The sequence below is a fragment of the Pseudomonas sp. MLB6B genome (assembly GCF_054508135.1).
This window is the reverse complement of record NZ_CP199313.1, coordinates 4,540,097-4,558,908: the sequence shown is the minus strand read 5'-3', so window position 1 is coordinate 4,558,908 and position 18,812 is coordinate 4,540,097. Positions and strand designations below refer to the sequence as shown.

Sequence of the window (18,812 nt, the reverse complement as noted above, 5' to 3'; positions counted from 1 at the left end):
CTCGGCATTACATCTTTTCGAGGGAACTATCCCCGCAAATCCGTTGGTCGGGATCACCCCCACCCCCGTTCGAACCTATCGCCGTTCGCCTCCATCCAAAAGATTCAACGTCCTGGTTAGGAGAGCGTCATGTCCATTCATGTCATCAAGGTCCACGGTAGCGATGTCCCTGAAGAGCTGCGCGAGTCAGGGGTTACCCAAGCGTTTTGCATCGAAGACGAGACCGGTCAGCGGTTGTATTCCGACAACGATCTGGAAGTGACCCGCCTGGCGGCCTCCCTCGCACTGCAGGAGTCGCTGAACGAGAAACGTCCATGATCCTAGCCCTGGGGCGCGGCTTGCGCCCGATAGGTGCTCATCAAAGTAGATTCGCACACACGAGGGCCCGGTAGCGTCACCGATCGCCCTCGCACGCGCCGTACGTGCCGCTTCGCCCCGTAAAACCTTCTGACTGCTCGCCATCCTGGCCATATTGGCACCCACACTCCTGCGCGTCTTAAATGAAAGCGCCTTCCTCTCGTTTACCTTTAATCCTTCATTAATCTCTGTATTCTTCACTCCCGCTGTCGCAACCTCGGTTGCCGACATTGGGGCGTATCGGAATCGACCCCTTCGTTGAACCGATTCACCTACTTCGAGTCCTAGCGACTCAGGTGTGCGCCGTGATTTTCCACCCAAGCCTCTTTCACCGAAGGACCCGGCAATGAACGAACTCTCCTCCACCTTGAACCGGGAACGGCGCTTTCTGGTTTTGCTTGGAGTCATCTGCCTGTCGTTGATCGGCGGTGCGCTGTACATGCAAGTCGTCTTGGGCGAGGCGCCTTGCCCGCTGTGCATCCTGCAACGCTACGCCTTGCTGTTCATCGCGGTGTTCGCCTTCCTCGGCGCGGCCATGCCCGGGCGGCGCAGCCTGACGGTCTGCGAGGCGCTGGTGGTGGTCAGTGCCATCGGTGGGATTGTTGCGGCGGGCAACCATGTCTATATACTCGCCAACCCCATGGTCAGTTGCGGCATCGATACCCTGCAACCGATCGTCGACGATTTGCCGCTCGCCAAGCTGTGGCCTCTGGCGTTCCAGGTCGACGGTTTCTGCAGCACGCCTTACCCGCCGATCCTGGGTTTGTCGCTGGCGCAATGGGCCTTGGTGGCCTTCGTGCTCACTGCGGTGCTGGTGCCGCTCGGCATCGTGCGCAACCGCCGCAAGGGTTAGACAAAATGCCGCAGGGCAGGGGGCTTTCAAGAAGTCCCCGGCAACGGCGGCAACTAGCCCGGAGGCGCTTGCGAGAACGCTGAAAGCCGCATCGCCAAAGGCTTTCAGGGTCTTCGTGGGGGGTGCGACAAACTGTCGCAAAGTTGATTTTGCATGGCCTATTGTTACGGTTTATGTAAAGGACTGTTGCTCAATAAGTCATAGTCACCGTCTGGCTAGCTAACTACAATCGCCCCCAATTTCCGTTCGGCAACTGCTTGCGAGTCGCAGGATAGAAGGAAGCCTCAGCGCTCCTTTTTGCTGACTTCGTCAAGTTTCGCCTGCGGCGATTCCGGGCGGATACCCCTCCGCGTTTTTCTCGCACCAAATGGACTTGGTCTGCAGCACAGGCCGTTTGCCTATAGTACCTAAAGCACCGTCGAACACGTTCCTCGCCAAATCCTGCAGTCGGATCATTGGCCGGCGCGTATTCGAGCTAAGAAATGCTGGCGTTTGGCAGGAAGGAACGTCGGCTACCAAAACACAATTGCATTGAAGCAAGCTGATCTAGAGGTCGTGAGATGAGTAAAAAGCGTTACCCCAGACTGTTTGGCATATTGCCCGTTTTAGGCATGCTTTTACTCAGTGGGTGCAACTGGACCCTGCTCGACCCCAAGGGCCAGGTCGGCATTGAGCAAAAGAACCTGATCCTGATCGCAACCGGCCTGATGCTGCTTGTGGTAGTGCCGGTCATCATCATGACCCTGGCCTTCGCCTGGAAGTATCGCGCTTCCAACAAGTCGGCCACCTACACCCCCGACTGGTCGCACTCGACCAAGATCGAGGCTGCGGTGTGGATCATCCCGATCCTGATCATCATCGCCCTGGGTTATGTCACCTACCTGTCCACGCACCGCCTGGACCCGTACCGTCCGCTCGACTCCGACGTCAAGCCGGTGCAGATCGACGTGGTCGCGCTAGACTGGAAATGGCTGTTCATCTATCCCGAGCAAGGCATTGCCACGGTGAACAAGATCAACTTCCCGGCCAACACCCCGATCAATTTCCGCGTCACCTCCGATGCCGTGATGAACTCGTTCTTCATCCCGGGCCTGGGTGGCCAGATCTACGCGATGGCGGGCATGACCACCAAGCTGCACCTGATCGCCAACGAGGAAGGTGTATTCGACGGTATCAGCGCCAACTACAGCGGCGCCGGTTTCACCGGCATGAAGTTCAAGGCGACGGCCACTTCCCAGGCTGACTTCGATGCATGGGTCGCCGAAGTGAAGCGTTCGCCGTTGAAGCTGGACAAGGCCACCTACGAGGCCTTGGCCAAACCTACTGAAAACAATCCAGTCGTGCTGTACAGCGAGGCATCGCCTGAGCAGTTCCAGCTGATCGTCGACAAGTACGAAGGCATGAACCGCGGCCGTGTTAGCCACGAAAAAGAAGGCAGCAAGGATCTGGCCACAACCCAGGGTGTGGATTCGAGTAAGCAACCAGCTGCCGGGGCAGAGGAGTAAGAGATGTTCGGTAAATTAAGTCTGGAGGCGATACCGTATCACGAGCCGATCGTGATGGTGACGCTTGCCATCATCGCGCTCGGCGGTATCGCTGTGGCAGGTGGCATCACCTACTTCCGCAAGTGGAACTACTTGTGGAGCGAGTGGCTGACTTCGGTCGACCACAAGAAGATCGGCGTGATGTACATCATCGTCGCCATGGTCATGCTGCTGCGCGGCTTCGCCGACGCCATCATGATGCGTTCCCAGCAAGCCCTCGCCACCGGTGGCTCCGAAGGCTATCTGCCGCCTGAGCACTATGACCAGATCTTCACCGCCCACGGTGTGATCATGATCATCTTCATGGCGATGCCGTTCTTCACCGGCCTGATGAACCTGGCCCTGCCTCTGCAGATCGGTGCGCGCGACGTTGCCTTCCCGTTCCTGAACTCCCTGAGCTTCTGGCTACTGGTCGCAGGCGTCATCCTGGTCAACGTCTCCCTGGGTGTCGGCGAGTTCGCCAAGACCGGTTGGGTCGCGTATCCGCCGCTGTCCGGCATCGAGTACAGTCCGGGGGTAGGTGTCGACTACTACATCTGGGCGCTACAGCTATCGGGTCTAGGCACGACGCTCACCGGCGTGAACTTCCTGGTCACCGTGGCCAAGATGCGCGCGCCTGGCATGAAACTGATGGACATGCCGATCTTCACCTGGACCTGCACCTGGGCGAACGTCCTGATCGTGGCTTCGTTCCCGATCCTGACCGCCGCACTGGCACTGCTGACCGTTGACCGTTATCTGGACTTCCACATCTTCACCAACTCGCTTGGTGGGAACCCGATGATGTACGTCAACCTGTTCTGGGCGTGGGGTCACCCTGAGGTCTACATCCTGATCCTGCCGGCCTTCGGCGTGTTCTCGGAAGTCACCTCGACGTTCTCCAGCAAACGCCTGTTCGGCCACCACGCGATGATCTACGCATCGGGTGCGATCGCCATCCTCGGCTTTGCGGTCTGGCTGCACCACTTCTTCACCATGGGTGCCGGCGCGAGCGTCAACACCTTCTTCGGCCTGGCGACGATGCTGATCTCCATCCCGACCGGTGTGAAGCTGTTCAACTGGCTGTTCACCATGTACCAAGGCCGTGTGCGCTTCACCCCGCCGATGATGTGGACCCTGGGCTTCATGGTCACCTTCTCGATCGGTGGCATGACCGGCGTACTGCTGGCCGTACCGGGCGCGGACTTCGTGCTGCACAACAGCCTGTTCGTGATCGCGCACTTCCACAACGTGATCATCGGTGGCGCCGTCTTCGGTTACATCGCAGGCTTCGCGTTCTGGTTCCCGAAAGCGTTCGGTTTCACCCTGAACGAGAAGTGGGGCAAGGCCGCGTTCTGGTTCTGGATCTCCGGCTTCTACGTGGCGTTCATGCCGCTGTACGCGCTGGGCTTCATGGGCATGACCCGTCGTCTGAACCACACCGACAACCCACTGTGGGAACCCTACCTGTACGTCGCCGTCGCCGGTGCCGCGCTGATCGCTTGCGGTATCGCCTGCCAGCTGATCCAGCTCTACGTATCGGTTCGCGACCGCAACCAGAACCTGGACGTGTCGGGCGACCCATGGGGCGGCCGTACCCTGGAATGGTCGACTTCGTCGCCACCACCGTTCTACAACTTCGCCACCATGCCGGAAAAAGTCGGCCTGGACGCCTGGCACGAAGCCAAGGATGCGGGCGTTGCGTACAAGGCTCCGGCCAAGTACGAAGCGATCCACATGCCGAACAACACCTCCACCGGTGTGTTCATGGGCCTGTTGCTGGCGGTCTTCGGTTTCGCCTTCGTCTGGCACATCTGGTGGCTGGTCGGCGTCAGCCTGGTTGCGACCATCGCAGTCTTCGTTCGCCACGCTGCACGTGACGACCAGGGCTACATGGTGCCTGCCGAGGAAGTCGCGCGCATCGAAGGTGAACGTCAACGGGCCCTGCAGCTCGCCGGCGTACCTACCGGTAGCGCTCGTGTCGAAACGTTTGAACGGGTTTAATCAATGTCCAGTCATGTAATCCACGCTGGTGATCATGGTCACGACCATGGTCACGACGATCACCACCACGACTCGGGCCAGATGACCGTCTTCGGTTTCTGGCTCTACCTGATGACCGACTGCATTTTGTTTGCGTCGCTCTTCGCCACCTACGCGGTGCTGTCCGGCAGTTTTGCCGGCGGCCCGTCGGGTCACGACATCTTCGAACTGCCATTCGTGGCCGTCGAAACCGGGTTGCTGCTGCTGTCCAGTATCACCTTCGGCTTCGCCATGCTGCAGATGTTCAAGGGCAACAAGGCCGGTGTGCTGGGCTGGTTGGCCGTCACCTTCCTGTTCGGTGCCGGCTTCATCGGGATGGAAATCTACGAGTTCCACCACCTGATCAACGAGGGCTTCGGGCCGACCCGTAGCGGCTTCCTGTCGGGCTTCTTCGCCCTGGTAGGCACCCACGGTCTGCACGTGACTTCGGGTCTGATCTGGATGGCGGTACTGATGTACCAGCTGCAGACTCAAGGCATCACGCCGAGCGTCAAGACCCGCATGAGCTGCCTGAGCCTGTTCTGGCACTTCCTGGACGTGGTCTGGATCTGCGTCTTCACCGTCGTCTACCTGCTGGGGGTTCTGTAATGGCCAATGCACACGACACGCACCACGAAGACAACCACGGTAGCGTGAAGTCTTACGCCATCGGCTTCGTGTTGTCGGTGATCCTGACCGCGATTCCGTTCGCGATGGCGATGTACCCGGGCATGTTCAACCTGACCAAGAGCACGACCATCCTGGTCATCGTCGCGCTCGCCGTCGTCCAGGTCGTAGTTCACCTGTTCTACTTCCTGCACATGGACCGCTCGAAAGCGCAACGCAACAACCTGACGACGTTCCTCTTCACCATCATGGTGATCGCACTGTTGGTCGGCCTGTCGCTGTGGATCATTTTCAGCATCCACTTCGAAATGATGGCCAAGTGAGGTAAGACTGCATGTCCGTGAAGCACTTCATCCAGATCACCAAGCCCGGCATCATTTTCGGCAACGTGATTTCCGTGGCAGGCGGTTTCTTTCTGGCTGCCAAGGGCCACATCGACTTCACGCTGCTGTTGGCAGTGGTCGTCGGTACGTGCCTGGTGGTGGCTTCCGGTTGTGCGTTCAACAACTGCATCGACCGCGACATCGACCAGAAGATGGAGCGTACGAAGAACCGCGTCATGGTCCAGGGCGGTATGTCCCTGACCGTGGCGCTGGTCTACGCGACGCTGCTGGGCGTGGCCGGCTTCGGCTTGCTGTACGTCCAGGCCAACCCGCTGGCGGCCTACTGCGCGCTGGCAGGCTTCGTGGTCTACGTCGGCTTCTACAGCCTATGGTTGAAGCGCAAATCGGTGCACGGCACCTTGGTCGGCAGCCTGTCCGGTGCCATGCCTCCGGTGATCGGTTACTGCGCCGTGAGCAACAGCTTCGACCTGGCCGCCGTGACCCTGCTGGTGATGTTCAGCCTGTGGCAGATGCCGCACAGCTTCGCCATCGCCATCTTCCGCTTCAACGACTACCGCGCCGCCAACATTCCGGTGTTGCCGGTGGCGCGTGGCGTGCTGGCCGCGAAGAAGCAGATCCTGCTGTACATTCTGGCTTTCGTGCTGGCCACCCTCATGCTGACCCTCGGCGGATACGCCGGTATCGGCTATCTGGTAGTAGCGGCGGCGATGGGCCTGTACTGGCTGTACATGGCCTGGGGCGGCTACAAGGCCCAGGACGACAGCAAGTGGGCACGCAAGGTGTTCGGCTTCTCCATCCTCACCGTCATGGCCCTGAGCCTGATGATGTCGGTGGACAGCCAGACCGCTGCCGATGTGCTGATGACCTACGCGCGGTGACGACAGTGCGGTAATCGAAAACCCTGGCCTGGTGTCAGGGTTTTTTTATGCGCGCGATTCCCTCTGCGGTGGCGGCGAAAATCGTTCCAGTCTTGCGCCTCCTTACTGATCAGGACGCAAACCCATGAGCGTATTCACCGTATATTTTTGTGGCACCGGCTCGCAGAGCTTCGACGCCCACAACGCCAACTACTGGAACGGCGAGCTGGTCTCGACCCTGGCCAGCCATGACCAGGGCCGCGAGTTCGCCGACTGGATCGTCATGGACGGGCCGGGCAGCGGCAATCTTCAGGACGACCAGCTGTTCGTCGAACCCGGACGCTACTTCAACTGGACCGGCCAGCTGTTCGGCAAGGGCTGGGAGGAAAACGTCCAGCATGCCCTTCAGGTCATCAAGGGCAAGGCCGACTGGCAGCGCCAGCACTTGAGCGAAGAGGAGTACCAGAAGCTGCAGAGCGCCGGCGTCGAAATCCCGCCGCCCAGCGAAACGGGCAGTTGGTTCTGGCGCACCTACGACTATGGCGAACGCAAGACCACGCCACAGCAGTTGCAGGAGCAGATCATCAAGCAGTTCCGCAAGTCGGTGATTCCGGAGCGCGTGAACCTGGTGGGCTGGAGCAGGGGCGGGATCAGTTGTCACATGCTGGCCAACGCCATGGCCCAAGATCCGGAGTTGAGCGCGGTGCCGGTGAGCATCTTCGCCATCGACCCGGTGCCGGGGGTGGGCAACATGTGCACCGAGCGGGTCGAGCTGGCAGAAAACGTCCAGGAGTATGTGGGCTTCTACTCGCGCGACGAGCGCTCCAAAGGTTTCGCCTGCGTGATTCCCAAGGTCGAATCGACGACGCACCTGCACGTCTATCCGATGCCCGGTCGTCACGCCACGCTGGTCGGCAATGCTTCGATACATGGCGATGGCGAGGGCGATGCGCTGAAAGCGCCGGGCCTGGTGGTGCGGCATTTCGCCGAGGTGTGCCTGGCGCGTTGGGGTACGAAGCTGGATAAAACGCTGGGCTTGGACGATCGGCAACTGATGGGCCACCACCAGCAGATGGTCCAGGACGACGGGCAGTACGTGGCCATGCGCTCGGTGTCCTATACGATGATGACCGAGGGAGAGCCGGACGATCGGCTGGTGCATTTGGGCATCGGCGATACCCTGTTCAGCAAGATCACCGGCGATTCGCTCGAGCCTTGCGAAGGATTGCATGCAACGCAGATCAGCGTGGACAGCTACCGACACCTGCGATGATGTGCAAGCGCTATCCATGAAACTGATTTCAATTAAAAAAGCCTGAATTGATGCCTTAAACAAGAAATATCGCTTTGCAAGAGTGGTCGAACGGCAGTATCGTCTGTTTCGGCCACCGCAGTGGCCAACGTCGCTCGGACGGTTCCGGGCGCTTACGTCTTAGAGGCTTCCATGGCTGATACCCCTTCGCCGCGCCGTTTCGCGCGCATCGATCGTCTTCCTCCCTACGTCTTCAACATCACCGCCGAACTCAAGATGGCCGCCCGCCGCCGTGGCGAGGACATCATCGACCTGAGCATGGGCAACCCCGACGGCGCCACGCCGCCGCACATCGTCGAGAAACTGGTACAGGTCGCGCAGCGCGACGACACCCACGGCTACTCCACCTCCCGCGGTATCCCACGCCTGCGCCGCGCCATTTCCCGCTGGTACAAGGACCGCTACGAGGTTGACATCGACCCGGACGACGAGGCCATCGTCACCATCGGCTCCAAGGAAGGTCTGGCGCACCTGATGCTGGCCACCCTCGACCAGGGCGATACGGTGCTGGTGCCCAATCCCAGCTACCCCATCCACATCTACGGCGCGGTGATCGCCGGTGCCCAGGTGCGTTCGGTGCCGTTGGTGCCGGGGGTGGACTTCTTCAACGAGCTGGAGCGGGCGATCCGCGAGTCGATCCCCAAGCCGAAGATGATGATCCTGGGTTTCCCCTCCAACCCCACTGCGCAGTGCGTCGAGCTGGACTTCTTCGAGCGCGTGGTGGCGCTGGCCAAGCAGTACAACGTGCTGGTCATCCACGACCTGGCCTACGCCGATATCGTCTACGACGGCTGGAAGGCGCCGTCGATCATGCAGGTGCCCGGCGCCAAAGACATTGCCGTGGAGTTCTTCACCCTCTCCAAGAGCTACAACATGGCCGGGTGGCGCATCGGCTTCATGGTCGGCAACCCCGAGCTGGTCAGTGCTCTGGCGCGGATCAAGAGCTACCACGACTACGGCACCTTCACGCCTCTGCAGGTGGCGGCCATCGCGGCCCTGGAAGGCGACCAGCAATGCGTGCGCGACATCGCCGAGCAGTACCGCCAGCGGCGCAACCTGCTGGTCAAGGGGCTGCACGAGCTGGGCTGGATGGTCGAGAACCCCAAAGCGTCGATGTACGTCTGGGCCAAGATCCCCGAGGCCTATGCGCACCTGGGTTCGCTGGAGTTCGCCAAAAAGCTGCTGGCCGAGGCCAAGGTCTGTGTGTCGCCGGGCATCGGTTTCGGTGATTACGGCGACGACCACGTGCGCTTCGCCCTGATCGAGAACCAGGACCGCATCCGCCAGGCCATTCGTGGCATTCGGCAGATGTTCCGGGCCGATGGCCTGATCCACAAGTAGGCTTTCGCCTCGCCACGGGTATCGACCCGTGGTGGGGCCGATTCGACCAGCTATCGGCTGCCCATTTATTTTTCATCGCCCCTCTTCTCAGCCGCCTGGGCTTGGATTACAAAGAGCGGCGGGCCAGGCCCGCTTCCCTCAATCCTTCCCTCTCCGTGGCATCATGTCCGAAAACAACCCTTGCCTTGACTGCGGCGCCTGCTGCGGGTACTTCCGTGTGTCCTTCTTCTGGGGCGAATGCCAGTCGTCCGGCGGCTTGGTGCCCGACGATCTGGTGGTGCAGATCAGCCCCTCACGGGTGGCCATGATCGGCACCGACGCCAAGCCCTGTCGTTGCACCAGCCTGCAAGGCGAGATCGGCAAGCAGGTGGGCTGCAGCATCTACGCCAACCGCTCGACGCCTTGTCGGGAGTTCGAAGCGTCATGGGTCGAAGGCGTGCACAACCCCAGTTGCGACAAGGCCCGCGCGGCCTACGGCCTGCCACCGCTGACGCCGCCCGGCGCCAACGAGCCGCACTGGCCGGATGACGACGGCGCGCGCGTGGCGTGACACCGGCGTGGCGAGGTAGCATCGGCGTGTCCATTCGACCAAGGCCGGGGCGCTCGGCGTGCCCGGTCGGCCGACACTACCCGGTCACATGACCGCACATGCCAAGGAGGTCCGGCTTGACCCAGCTTCGCAGTTTCCCCCTCGATCTCTGCCTGGAAAGCCCGCGCCTGCAACTGCGCCCCATGACCCAGGACGATGCGCAGGCCTGGTTGACCATCATGGCCGACCCACAGGTGATGCGATATTGGCACCACGCGCCGTGGCAAAGCGTGGCCGAGGCGCAGGCGGCGTTGGCGGATGACCACCAGGCCTATCTCGCGGGCCAGCAACTGAAGCTGGGCATGTACCGCCGCGACAACGGCGAACTGATCGGCATGGTGCAGTTGTTCAACCTCGACGAGGTGTCGCGCCGTGGCGAGATCGGCTACTGCCTGGCCACGGCCGTGCAAGGGCGCGCCTACATGGACGAAGCCCTGACCTGTTTCATCGATTACCTGGCTCACACCCTGCACCTGCGCCGCCTGGAGGCCGAGATCGACCCGCGTAACGAGGGCTCGGCGCGTACGTTGGAGCGGCAGGGGTTCGTGCTCGAAGGCACCCTGCGGGCGCGTTGGTGCGTGGCGGGGGAGTTGTCCGATTCGGGGCTGTACGGTCTGTTGCTGGAGCCGCCGGTGGCCTAAACGCGGTAGCCGAGGCGCTGCACCCGGAGCAGGGCAGCGCTACACTGCGCGGCCAGGGCCGATGGCACCCGCATCCACGCGTGCGATCCGTGGCGCCGAATTGGCCGGCGCTCGCTTTTTGCGCGCCGGGCAGACGGCCCTTCCACCCAATCGAAAGGAGTTCACATGGTTCTTCGTTCCCTGACCGGCGCCTGCCTGGCGTTGCTGCTCACCGCCACCGGCGCGCAGGCGGCAGAGGATTCTGCGGCCTACACCCAATGCATCGACACCGCCTCCAGCACGACGCTGATGCTGACCTGCATCCAGACCGAGCACGAGGCCCAGGACAAGCGCCTCAACGCCGCCTACAAACAACTGATGGGCAAGCTGGACACCGAGCAGAAGCAAACCCTGCGCACGGTCCAGCGAAGCTGGCTGGCCTACCGTGATGCCAATTGCAGCTTCCATGGCAGCCTGGGCGGCGGCACCCTGTCTCGGGTCGATGCCTCGATGTGCGTCAAAGACATGACCCGCGACCGCGCCAGCGAACTCGAGCAGCTGGCCAACCCCGAAGGCTAGACCCGCTCCAGTTCCGGCACCGGCTCGTCGCACAGCGCTTCGCGCTGCATCGACTCCAGGTTGCGCTCGATGGTTTCGCAGATGGTGTCCATCTTGATCTGGTGTTCGCTGGCGCGGAACGGGCTCTGCAAGTCGGTGCCGATGCGCTCGATGGCCAGCAGCATGAAGCCGACCACGGTCGAAGCCAGCGGCGTGAACCAGCCCAGCGATTCGACGATGCCCACTGGCACGATCAGGCAGAACAAACTGATGAACAGCCGCGGGAAATACACGTAGGGAAAGGGCAGGGGTGTGTTGGCGATACGCTCCATACCGCCCTGTGCGTTGGAAATGTCGACCATGGTCGACTCCAGCCGCGCCAGGCGGATGCTGTCGAGCCGACCGGCCTTGTATTCGTTCGCCAACAGCGCGGCGGAACCGGCAAGGATGTCGTTGGCGAAATTGTTCGAGCCGTTGCGCCGCTCGAATTCGGTGTGCGGGATGAACGCCGTCAGTTCCGGGCGGCAGGGTTCGCCCTTGAGCTGCGCGGCCAGGGCGTTGACGTAGGCCACCTGGCGACGCAGCAGGGTGGCTTTGACCGGGTTGAGACGCTCGTCGCTATCGTCGACCAAGGTCAGTACCTGCCGCGCGAAACTGCGCGAGTTGTTGACCATCGCACCCCACAAGGTGCGCGCTTCCCACCAGCGGTTGTAGGCACTGCTGTTGCGAAAGCTCACCAGCACCACCAGCGCCGAGCCGAGCAGGGTGAGCGGAATCAGCGGCAAGTTGAACTTGCTGTTGAGGAACAGCATGAAATCGATGGTGACGACCACGTCCCAGATCAGCAGCCAGAACAACGACCAACCGATGTAGCCGAAGGTTTTCGTCACCAGATGGACTTTGCGGGCAATGAAATCTTTCAAGGCACGACCTCGTGTGCATGAACAGTGAGCATCCGACGCCACTAAGGGAACAAGGTTCGCGTAAGCCTTTGTGCAGATGTGTACCGATTCAAGTGGTGATGGCACAATGCCTTCCTGTGGCCTGGCCACCTTTACTTCCATCCGTGTCGAAACCCGACACCCCATCCATTCGGTACTCATCCATGCATCAGCCCGCCGGTAAGGGTCTGTCGTTCGCCAGGCGCATGTATCTGCCGCGCGCCATCGGCACCGGTCTGGGCTTCTTCTGCGTGGCGATCGGCATTTGGCCATTGCAGCCCGGCGCCTGGCTCTGGTTGCTGCTGCTAGCGCACGGCTTCGTCTGGCCGCATGTGGCGTTTCAGCTGGCGCGCAGATCGGCCAACCCGTTCCGTACCGAACAGCGCAACCTGCTGTTCGACGGTTTCGCCGGCGGTGCCTGGGTGGGAGTGATGGGCCTCAACCCGCTGCCCAGCGTGATCGTCCTGTCGATGATCGCCATGGACAAGATCGCCGCCGGCGGTTGGCACATGCTGGTCAAGACCTTTGCCGCGCAGGCCATGGGCATAGTCGTGGGGTTATGGCTATACGGCCCGCCGTTGCTACCGCCGACCACCCAGCAACAGATGCTGGCATGCTTGCCGATCCTGCTCATCTACCCCATCGCCGTCGGCATGGTCTGTTACCAAGTGATGACCCAGCTCAATCAGCACAAGCGTGCCCTAGCTCGGCTGAGCCAGACCGACAGCCTGACCGGCCTGACCAACCATGGGGCCTTGAAAGACTTGCTGCTGCGCGAGTTCGAGCGCTGCCGCGCGCAAGCGGTCCCCACGCACCTGGCGCTGATCGATGTCGACCACTTCAAGCACATCAACGACACCTACGGGCACTTGGTGGGCGACAGTATCCTGCGCACCATCAGCGCCACCCTTGCCGCGCAACTACGCAAACGCGACCCGATGGCGCGCTATGGCGGCGACGAGTTCTGCGTATTGTTGCCGGAAACCTCCACCGTACAGGCGCAGGAGATCCTCGAGCGCCTGCGCCAGGCCGTCGAAGACTTCCGTCACCCGGAGTTAGGCCAACTGCGCGTGACCTTGAGCATCGGCGTAGCCGCCCATGGCCCGGCGCTGGTGAGTGCCGACGCGTGGCTGCACGCCGCCGACATGGCCCTTTACCAAGCCAAGCACGGCGGCCGCAACCGGGTGGTCCTGGCCGGTTTCGTGCTGGCCAACGAGGCGTCGGCAGCGTCGGTCTGAGGCGCACGCGCCGCGCCAGATGCAGAGGCGCGACCGCTGGCGATCAGTTGCCGGGCGCCTTGGCGACCAGTGCCGCGATCGGCTGCGGCCGCTTCGGCTCGGCGCCCTGGTGCGCCAGTTTGTACTGGTAGCGTTGCCATTCCCGGTCTATCTCGGCGTAGGGCATGAACACGCTGATGCGTTTGGCCTTGGCCAGGTCCGGGCGGCGAGCGGCGTCGATACCGTCCTTGTCTATGTAAGCGACGTTGATGCCGACCACCTTGCCGTCGTCGGCGAACAACGGCCCCCCTGACATGCCCTTGACCAACGGGCCGTCATGCACGGAATAGAACACCCCGCCGCCGGTCCCCGGCAGGCGCACCAGCGAGGTCAACGCGTGGCCATGGCCTTGCACGGGCATCGCCAGCCCATTGAAGCCTACGGCCGTAACCGACTCGCCTGGCACGAACTGGCGCCATTGTGGAATCTGCTTGGCCTTGTGACGGAAGAACACGATATCGCCCAGGCCTTCGTGCACCACTCCTGGAAGGAAGGGCGTGTGCTTGGCCGTAACGGCGTAGTCCTCGTTCCACTGGATGGCCGAGGCCATCAGCAGCAGCGGCAGCGGGCCGCCGGAATAGACGACAAACGCTTGGTCATAGGTGGGGTTTGAAGCGAACGAACTGGTGGGCATTCCATTGCACCCACTCAACAGCATCAGTGCTGCGAGGCAGGGCACAGTCGATTTCATGATTTGGATTCTGGAGGGGTAGATGGGCAGCATGACGAAGGCTATCGGCATGCATAACTTATGGATTAGGTCCAATGGAAGGGAGGGTAATGGTGGCACATAGCTATTGCCAATCGAAATTAGCGATGGTAGGCATAGAATCCGCCGAGTGGTATGCCGTATGCCGGTGTGGGCAGACTGTAAGGATTTATTACGGGAGTGGCTTAGACTGGATTGGATGACCAATCCAGGCCGTGCGCGTGAGCCGGAAGGGGAGACCGTAGTCGTGGAAGGCTCAACGAATCCTCTATCGGATCGAGCGGAGCTTGGTCATCCGCCTCCACGCCATGGCCGTGTAAGAAAAATCCACAATCGGGCCAGGGCCATGGAAATTGGCCCTCTTCCCGACCGCAGCCTTTTGCACCAGGCCGGCGCCGGGCCTACAATGCCGCCTGGGTGCGTAAGGCATGTCGCTGGCTCGCAGGTTAAATATCCAACACCGGTCGGGCCGCTGGTGAGGCGTCAACGTGCCCGCACCCAATACTCCCGCATCCACCGTCATTCCCCGTCCGCAGCGTCTCACCAGCCAGGCCCTGGCCGCGTTCGAGCGTTTCGCCCACATCGAAGCCGTCAGCGGTATCGCCCTGGTCATCGCCGCGATCGCCGCACTGATCTGGGCCAACAGCTCGGCCAGTGCCTCCTACGAAGCTTTCTGGCACACCCAGGTGGTGCTCAGCATCGGCTCGTTGAGCCTGGGCCAGTCGCTGCACTTTCTGGTCAACGATGGCCTGATGACCATCTTCTTCCTGGTGGTCGGCATGGAAATCCGCCAGGAAATCCAGGACGGCGCTCTGTCCAACGCACGCATGGCCACCTTGCCTCTGGGCGCCGCCCTAGGCGGGGTGCTGGTGCCGGCCGGTATCTATCTCGCCTACAACTGGGGCCTGCCCTCGAGCCACGGTTGGGCGGTGCCGACCGCCACCGACATCGCCTTCGCCGTCGGTGTGCTGGCGCTGCTGGGCAAGTCGATTCCGGCCAACCTGCGTATTTTCCTGCTGGCCGTGGCGATCATCGACGACATCGCCGCGATCCTGATCATCGCCGTGTTCTACACCGCCAGCCTGGACTTCGCCGGGCTCGGCATCGCCGGCGCAGGCCTTGCGCTGGTGCTGCTCATGCAGCGCATGGGCATCGGCACGGCCTGGGCCTATGTGGTGCCGGGCGTGATCGTCTGGGCCGGCCTGCTCAAGTTGGGCGTGCACCCGACCCTGGCCGGCGTGGTGCTGGGCCTGATCACGCCGGTGCGTTCCGCGCCGTCCCACGAGCGGCCGCTCGACCTCATGTCCAAGGCGTTCCGCGACTTGCTGCACCGCGTCGACCAGGGCGAGAAGAAGGTCTCCACGCCACTCAAGCAGATCCGTCTGGCCGAGCGCGAAGTGGTGCCGCCGGTGCAGCGGGTGCAGGAACGCCTGCACCCTTGGGTGGCGTTCGCCATCATGCCGCTGTTCGCCTTGGCCAACGCCGGGGTGAACGTGCAGGGCGCACAGCTGGACGTGCCGATCAGCTTCTCCGTCGCCTACGGCGTGGTCATGGCGCTGGTGCTGGGCAAGCCGGTGGGCATCTTCCTCGCCACGCTCGTTCTGGTGCGCAGCGGCCTGTGCACCCTGCCGCAGAACGTGAAGTGGGGCGGGGTGGTGCTGGTGGGCTTGCTGGCCGGTATCGGCTTCACCATGTCGATCTTCATCGCGGGCCTGGCCTTCGACGATGCGCACCTGCTGGCGGTGGCCAAGTTGAGCGTGTTGTGCGCGTCGACCTTGTCGGCGGTGATTGGCCTGGTGTGGGGGATGGTGCACTTCAAGTGGAAGATTGGGGGCGGGAAGTAGCGCCTGAGGGTTCTTCGGCCACCTTCGACCTATCGTCAAGGAGTTGCTAGACAATCGAAAGGCCAAGCGCGCAGCCGCGCGCTTGGCTTTTTTCAACGATTTGAGTAGCTGGCAATTGCCTGACACTTTGGAAGTGCAGCGGGTGCTTGCCAGGCGATGCAGTACACGGCTGCCTCAGTAAGATAAGGATGGGCGAGTGTTCAGCAGAGTGGTAATTAAGCTCGAGGCTACGATAGCGAAAGCGAACACTTGGCAATGGCCAATTGATAACAAGCTGTGCTCCGATGGCCAGTATGTGGCGGAGTAGTGTCATGCCCTCATGCAAACTTACTCGATTCGACAATAGGTTATTTCTGCCCGAACCCGGCGGTCTGCAATGTCCGGATCGAAGGATGCCGCATGGCTTGCCGGTTTCTTGGACGCAGTGATAGATTTCCACGTGTCGCGTGCATGGGGTCGTATTAAGGAAGGCCCGTTCTTGATGTCGTGTACTCCATTTGCCTTCATCAATGGTTTTCAGCAAGGATGAATAATGGCTAGGCCTTCTTTCGCAGCTGCTTGGGCGGCGTCTCAGAAAATCTACGATCCGGCTAACTCGGGGTTAAAGGTCGCGACCTTGATCGGAGGGTATGTCGAAAAAAACATCAATAATCCAGACCCCTCCCAGAAGTGGAGCAATACCTGCGCCGTACGCATGAGCTACATCTTGAACCAGGCAGGGCTTACCATTCCCAAGATTCCGGGGCAGACGGTGTCAGGGGGAGACCAGCGGCAATATTTTTTCCGGGTGAAGAATCTGATCACGTTCCTGGAGTCCAAGTGGGGCAAGCCGGATGTGGTCAAATACCCGCCCACTGGCGGCGGCGCCCTGGCTGGCAAGAGGGGTGTAGTACTTTTTGAGGTGTCTGGCTGGGGTGACGCGCAAGGCCATGCGACGTTGTTCGATGGCACTACGTGCTACGACCATTGTTATTTCAATGAGCCAGGTGTCACCTATCGTACGGACCGGGCGAATTTCTGGAGCTTGATTTGATGAAAGGGTTCTTGGGTTTCCTGGCTTGTACGCTGACCGCGCTGCCGGCCTGCGCAGCTGATGTTCACTCGTCCCCACAAAGTATCGAGCGAAGCTACGGGCAGAACTATAAAGACATGGTGTTCGCGACCTGCGTGGCAAACGCCTATGCGGATGACAAGGGCGCTTCGACCGATGCCGGAAGTAGTGTCAGCGCCTTGCGCGACTGGACGTACTATGACTTGGAGAAGAGTCCGGATAAGGTCAAAGCCTTGGTGAATAGCTATCTGGCCAGGGACTATGAAAATCCACTGGTCGAGGATGAAGTCAAAGGTGTCCGGTTCGATTTCTTGAAGTGCCTGGATCTTTATCACAGCGAAGAACTGGATGCTCTCGCGAAGGAAATGGTCATCAACCCCGACCATACCTATAAGCAGGACAACCCTTAAGCCTCGGAACGGTGGCGGGCCCGCGCAAGCTTGATTGCTGGGTAGGCATCCATGCCTACATTTTGGCTTTGCCCTCACATCGTTGACGCATGGTTGAAGGCTTGCTGCCAATTGCCATTCCCGTGAGGCATAAGCCATGAATGGCAGCTGGGCGATAGGGGCGGTGCGGGAGCTGGCGGCGAGGGAGTCAGCACCGGCAAACGCCATAGCGATGGATTTGGCAGTTGCCCGAAGCACAGCAAAATGGCAGGCACAAAAAAACCGGCTCAGTGGCCGGTTTCTTCGTTGCTCCTGGCTTCCTGGGGAAGTTTGGAACTATGTACATGGTGCCCCGAGGGAGACTCGAACTCCCACTCCTTTCGAAAACGGATTTTGAATCCGCCGCGTCTACCAATTCCGCCATCAGGGCCAACGCGGCGCAGTATAGAGAGGCTCCGTCCGTCGGTCAATCGTGTTTCATAGTCAATTTTCACTCAGTGGGCTAAACTTCCCGGCTTTGTCGAACCGAACCTGATCATGCGCGTCGCCGATTTCTCCTTCGAACTCCCCGATTCCCTCATCGCTCGCCATCCCTTGGCCGAGCGCCACGGCAGCCGCCTGCTGGTCCTCGATGGGCCGAGCGGGGCGTTGGCGCATCGGCAATTCACCGATCTGCTCGAGTACCTGCGCCCGGGCGACCTGATGGTGTTCAACAACACACGGGTGATTCCGGCGCGGTTGTTCGGCCAGAAAGCCTCCGGCGGCAAGCTGGAAGTGCTGGTCGAGCGCGTGCTCGACAGCCACCGCGTGCTGGCCCACGTGCGGGCCAGCAAGGCGCCCAAGGTGGGCACCCAGTTGCTGATCGACGGCGGCGGCGAGGCCGAGATGGTGGCGCGGCACGACACGCTGTTCGAGCTGCGTTTCGGCGAAGAGGTGCTGCCGCTGCTCGAGCGTGTCGGCCACATGCCGTTGCCGCCCTATATCGACCGCCCGGACGAAGGCGCCGACCGTGAGCGTTACCAGACCGTCTACGCCGAACGCGCCGGTGCCGTGGCCGCGCCTACGGCCGGCCTGCATTTCGACCAGGGCCTGCTGGCGCAGATCGCGGCCAAGGGCGTGGAGCAGGCGTTCGTCACCCTGCATGTGGGCGCCGGCACCTTCCAGCCGGTGCGGGTCGATAAGATCGAAGACCACCACATGCACAAGGAATGGCTGGAAGTCGGCCAGGACGTGGTCGACGCAGTGGCCGCCTGCCGCGCGCGCGGCGGCCGTGTGGTGGCGGTGGGCACCACCAGCGTGCGCTCGCTGGAGAGCGCCGCGCGCGATGGCGTGCTCAAGGCCTTCAGCGGCGACACCGACATCTTCCTCTACCCCGGTCGGCCGTTCCACGTGGTCGACGCGCTGGTCACCAACTTCCACCTGCCCGAGTCCACGCTGCTGATGCTGGTCTCGGCCTTCGCCGGTTACCCCGAGACCATGGCCGCCTATGCGGCGGCGGTCGAACAGCGGTACCGCTTCTTCAGTTACGGTGATGCCATGTTCATCACCCGCAATCCGGCGCCGCGCGGCCCCGAGGATCAAGCATGACTCGCACCTGT

General features: G+C 61.5%; 19 protein-coding genes and 1 tRNA gene. 17 read left to right on the top strand and 3 right to left on the bottom strand.

Annotation, left to right across the window (positions count from 1 at the left end; all coding sequences use genetic code 11):
• The first annotated feature begins 129 nt into the window (after window positions 1–129).
• From ACSMEV_RS20195 to ACSMEV_RS20140, 12 genes are all read left to right on the top strand, one after another.
• A complete protein-coding gene (locus ACSMEV_RS20195) occupies window positions 130–318 on the top strand; it encodes a hypothetical protein (RefSeq protein ID WP_296262981.1) in 189 nt (62 codons plus the stop codon).
• A 385-nt stretch (window positions 319–703) separates the two neighbouring features.
• Complete coding sequence (locus tag ACSMEV_RS20190; RefSeq protein ID WP_459206698.1) at window positions 704–1,210, top strand: disulfide bond formation protein B; 507 nt, start codon at window positions 704–706, stop codon at window positions 1,208–1,210.
• A gap of 560 nt (window positions 1,211–1,770) precedes the next feature.
• On the top strand, window positions 1,771–2,715 hold the full coding sequence (cyoA, locus tag ACSMEV_RS20185) for a ubiquinol oxidase subunit II (RefSeq protein ID WP_459206697.1): 945 nt from the start codon (window positions 1,771–1,773) through the stop codon (window positions 2,713–2,715).
• A 3-nt stretch (window positions 2,716–2,718) separates the two neighbouring features.
• Entirely contained in the window at window positions 2,719–4,737 is a 2,019-nt protein-coding gene (cyoB, locus tag ACSMEV_RS20180) for a cytochrome o ubiquinol oxidase subunit I (protein ID WP_313738538.1), read from the top strand.
• A 3-nt stretch (window positions 4,738–4,740) separates the two neighbouring features.
• Window positions 4,741–5,364: a cytochrome o ubiquinol oxidase subunit III gene (gene cyoC, locus ACSMEV_RS20175; protein WP_459206696.1), complete on the top strand. Its 624-nt coding sequence runs from the start codon at window positions 4,741–4,743 to the stop codon at window positions 5,362–5,364.
• Window positions 5,364–5,705, top strand: a complete 342-nt coding sequence (cyoD, locus tag ACSMEV_RS20170) for a cytochrome o ubiquinol oxidase subunit IV (RefSeq protein WP_459206695.1) — start codon at window positions 5,364–5,366, stop codon at window positions 5,703–5,705. The genes cyoC and cyoD overlap by 1 nt, the downstream gene beginning before the upstream one ends.
• 11 nt (window positions 5,706–5,716) lie before the next feature.
• Complete coding sequence (gene cyoE, locus ACSMEV_RS20165) at window positions 5,717–6,604, top strand: heme o synthase (protein WP_459206694.1); 888 nt, start codon at window positions 5,717–5,719, stop codon at window positions 6,602–6,604.
• 124 nt (window positions 6,605–6,728) lie between these two features.
• Window positions 6,729–7,856: a hypothetical protein gene (locus ACSMEV_RS20160; protein WP_459206693.1), complete on the top strand. Its 1,128-nt coding sequence runs from the start codon at window positions 6,729–6,731 to the stop codon at window positions 7,854–7,856.
• A 171-nt stretch (window positions 7,857–8,027) separates the two neighbouring features.
• Entirely contained in the window at window positions 8,028–9,236 is a 1,209-nt protein-coding gene (gene alaC, locus ACSMEV_RS20155) for an alanine transaminase (RefSeq protein WP_459206692.1), read from the top strand.
• A gap of 163 nt (window positions 9,237–9,399) precedes the next feature.
• Window positions 9,400–9,786 (top strand): YkgJ family cysteine cluster protein, encoded by a 387-nt coding sequence (locus tag ACSMEV_RS20150; protein WP_459206691.1) that lies wholly within the window; start codon window positions 9,400–9,402, stop codon window positions 9,784–9,786.
• Between the two features lie 116 nt (window positions 9,787–9,902).
• On the top strand, window positions 9,903–10,466 hold the full coding sequence (locus ACSMEV_RS20145) for a GNAT family N-acetyltransferase (RefSeq protein WP_459206690.1): 564 nt from the start codon (window positions 9,903–9,905) through the stop codon (window positions 10,464–10,466).
• Window positions 10,467–10,631: 165 nt separating this feature from the next.
• Window positions 10,632–11,024: a lysozyme inhibitor LprI family protein gene (locus tag ACSMEV_RS20140; RefSeq protein WP_459206689.1), complete on the top strand. Its 393-nt coding sequence runs from the start codon at window positions 10,632–10,634 to the stop codon at window positions 11,022–11,024.
• Here the strand turns inward: ACSMEV_RS20140 and ACSMEV_RS20135 are convergent.
• Window positions 11,021–11,926 carry a bestrophin family protein gene (locus ACSMEV_RS20135; protein WP_459206688.1) on the bottom strand — a complete coding sequence of 302 codons (906 nt, stop codon included), beginning with the start codon at window positions 11,924–11,926 and terminating at the stop codon, window positions 11,021–11,023. The two genes, ACSMEV_RS20140 and ACSMEV_RS20135, sit on opposite strands and share 4 nt — an antisense overlap.
• 182 nt (window positions 11,927–12,108) lie before the next feature.
• Here ACSMEV_RS20135 and ACSMEV_RS20130 point away from each other — a divergent pair, with 182 nt between their 5' ends.
• Window positions 12,109–13,182: a diguanylate cyclase gene (locus ACSMEV_RS20130; RefSeq protein WP_459206687.1), complete on the top strand. Its 1,074-nt coding sequence runs from the start codon at window positions 12,109–12,111 to the stop codon at window positions 13,180–13,182.
• 43 nt (window positions 13,183–13,225) lie between these two features.
• On the opposite strand, the gene ACSMEV_RS20125 is transcribed toward ACSMEV_RS20130, so the two are convergent.
• Window positions 13,226–13,879 carry a S1 family peptidase gene (locus tag ACSMEV_RS20125; RefSeq protein WP_459208390.1) on the bottom strand — a complete coding sequence of 218 codons (654 nt, stop codon included), beginning with the start codon at window positions 13,877–13,879 and terminating at the stop codon, window positions 13,226–13,228.
• Between the two features lie 539 nt (window positions 13,880–14,418).
• On the opposite strand from ACSMEV_RS20125, the gene nhaA reads away from it, so the two are divergent.
• The 3 genes from nhaA (at window position 14,419) to ACSMEV_RS20110 (ending at window position 17,235) form a co-directional block, all read left to right on the top strand.
• Window positions 14,419–15,774 carry a Na+/H+ antiporter NhaA gene (nhaA, locus tag ACSMEV_RS20120; protein WP_459206686.1) on the top strand — a complete coding sequence of 452 codons (1,356 nt, stop codon included), beginning with the start codon at window positions 14,419–14,421 and terminating at the stop codon, window positions 15,772–15,774.
• A gap of 532 nt (window positions 15,775–16,306) precedes the next feature.
• Window positions 16,307–16,807, top strand: coding sequence for a type VI secretion system amidase effector protein Tae4 (locus ACSMEV_RS20115; protein ID WP_459206685.1), 501 nt, complete (start codon window positions 16,307–16,309; stop codon window positions 16,805–16,807).
• Window positions 16,807–17,235 carry a type VI secretion system amidase immunity protein Tai4 gene (locus ACSMEV_RS20110; protein ID WP_459206684.1) on the top strand — a complete coding sequence of 143 codons (429 nt, stop codon included), beginning with the start codon at window positions 16,807–16,809 and terminating at the stop codon, window positions 17,233–17,235. Before ACSMEV_RS20115 ends, ACSMEV_RS20110 begins: the two co-directional genes overlap by 1 nt.
• Before the next feature lie 324 nt (window positions 17,236–17,559).
• Here ACSMEV_RS20110 and ACSMEV_RS20105 read toward each other — a convergent pair.
• A tRNA-Leu gene (locus tag ACSMEV_RS20105) sits at window positions 17,560–17,644 on the bottom strand.
• 107 nt (window positions 17,645–17,751) lie between these two features.
• On the opposite strand from ACSMEV_RS20105, the gene queA reads away from it, so the two are divergent.
• Entirely contained in the window at window positions 17,752–18,801 is a 1,050-nt protein-coding gene (gene queA, locus ACSMEV_RS20100) for a tRNA preQ1(34) S-adenosylmethionine ribosyltransferase-isomerase QueA (RefSeq protein ID WP_313738549.1), read from the top strand.
• The last annotated feature ends 11 nt before the right edge of the window (window positions 18,802–18,812 follow it).

Excerpts from the sequence above, each read along its gene's own strand:
- alaC (WP_459206692.1), top strand. The coding sequence starts at position 8,028 with ATGGCTGATACCCCTTCGCCGCGCCGTTTCGCGCGCATCGATCGTCTT.
- cyoB (WP_313738538.1), top strand. The coding sequence starts at position 2,719 with ATGTTCGGTAAATTAAGTCTGGAGGCGATACCGTATCACGAGCCGATC.
- cyoA (WP_459206697.1), top strand. The coding sequence starts at position 1,771 with ATGAGTAAAAAGCGTTACCCCAGACTGTTTGGCATATTGCCCGTTTTA.
- ACSMEV_RS20140 (WP_459206689.1), top strand. The coding sequence starts at position 10,632 with ATGGTTCTTCGTTCCCTGACCGGCGCCTGCCTGGCGTTGCTGCTCACC.
- ACSMEV_RS20160 (WP_459206693.1), top strand. The coding sequence starts at position 6,729 with ATGAGCGTATTCACCGTATATTTTTGTGGCACCGGCTCGCAGAGCTTC.
- ACSMEV_RS20110 (WP_459206684.1), top strand. The coding sequence starts at position 16,807 with ATGAAAGGGTTCTTGGGTTTCCTGGCTTGTACGCTGACCGCGCTGCCG.
- ACSMEV_RS20125 (WP_459208390.1), bottom strand. The coding sequence starts at position 13,879 with ATGCTGTTGAGTGGGTGCAATGGAATGCCCACCAGTTCGTTCGCTTCA.
- ACSMEV_RS20195 (WP_296262981.1), top strand. The coding sequence starts at position 130 with ATGTCCATTCATGTCATCAAGGTCCACGGTAGCGATGTCCCTGAAGAG.
- ACSMEV_RS20130 (WP_459206687.1), top strand. The coding sequence starts at position 12,109 with ATGCATCAGCCCGCCGGTAAGGGTCTGTCGTTCGCCAGGCGCATGTAT.
- cyoC (WP_459206696.1), top strand. The coding sequence starts at position 4,741 with ATGTCCAGTCATGTAATCCACGCTGGTGATCATGGTCACGACCATGGT.
- ACSMEV_RS20150 (WP_459206691.1), top strand. The coding sequence starts at position 9,400 with ATGTCCGAAAACAACCCTTGCCTTGACTGCGGCGCCTGCTGCGGGTAC.
- ACSMEV_RS20190 (WP_459206698.1), top strand. The coding sequence starts at position 704 with ATGAACGAACTCTCCTCCACCTTGAACCGGGAACGGCGCTTTCTGGTT.
- cyoE (WP_459206694.1), top strand. The coding sequence starts at position 5,717 with ATGTCCGTGAAGCACTTCATCCAGATCACCAAGCCCGGCATCATTTTC.
- queA (WP_313738549.1), top strand. The coding sequence starts at position 17,752 with ATGCGCGTCGCCGATTTCTCCTTCGAACTCCCCGATTCCCTCATCGCT.
- cyoD (WP_459206695.1), top strand. The coding sequence starts at position 5,364 with ATGGCCAATGCACACGACACGCACCACGAAGACAACCACGGTAGCGTG.
- ACSMEV_RS20115 (WP_459206685.1), top strand. The coding sequence starts at position 16,307 with ATGGCTAGGCCTTCTTTCGCAGCTGCTTGGGCGGCGTCTCAGAAAATC.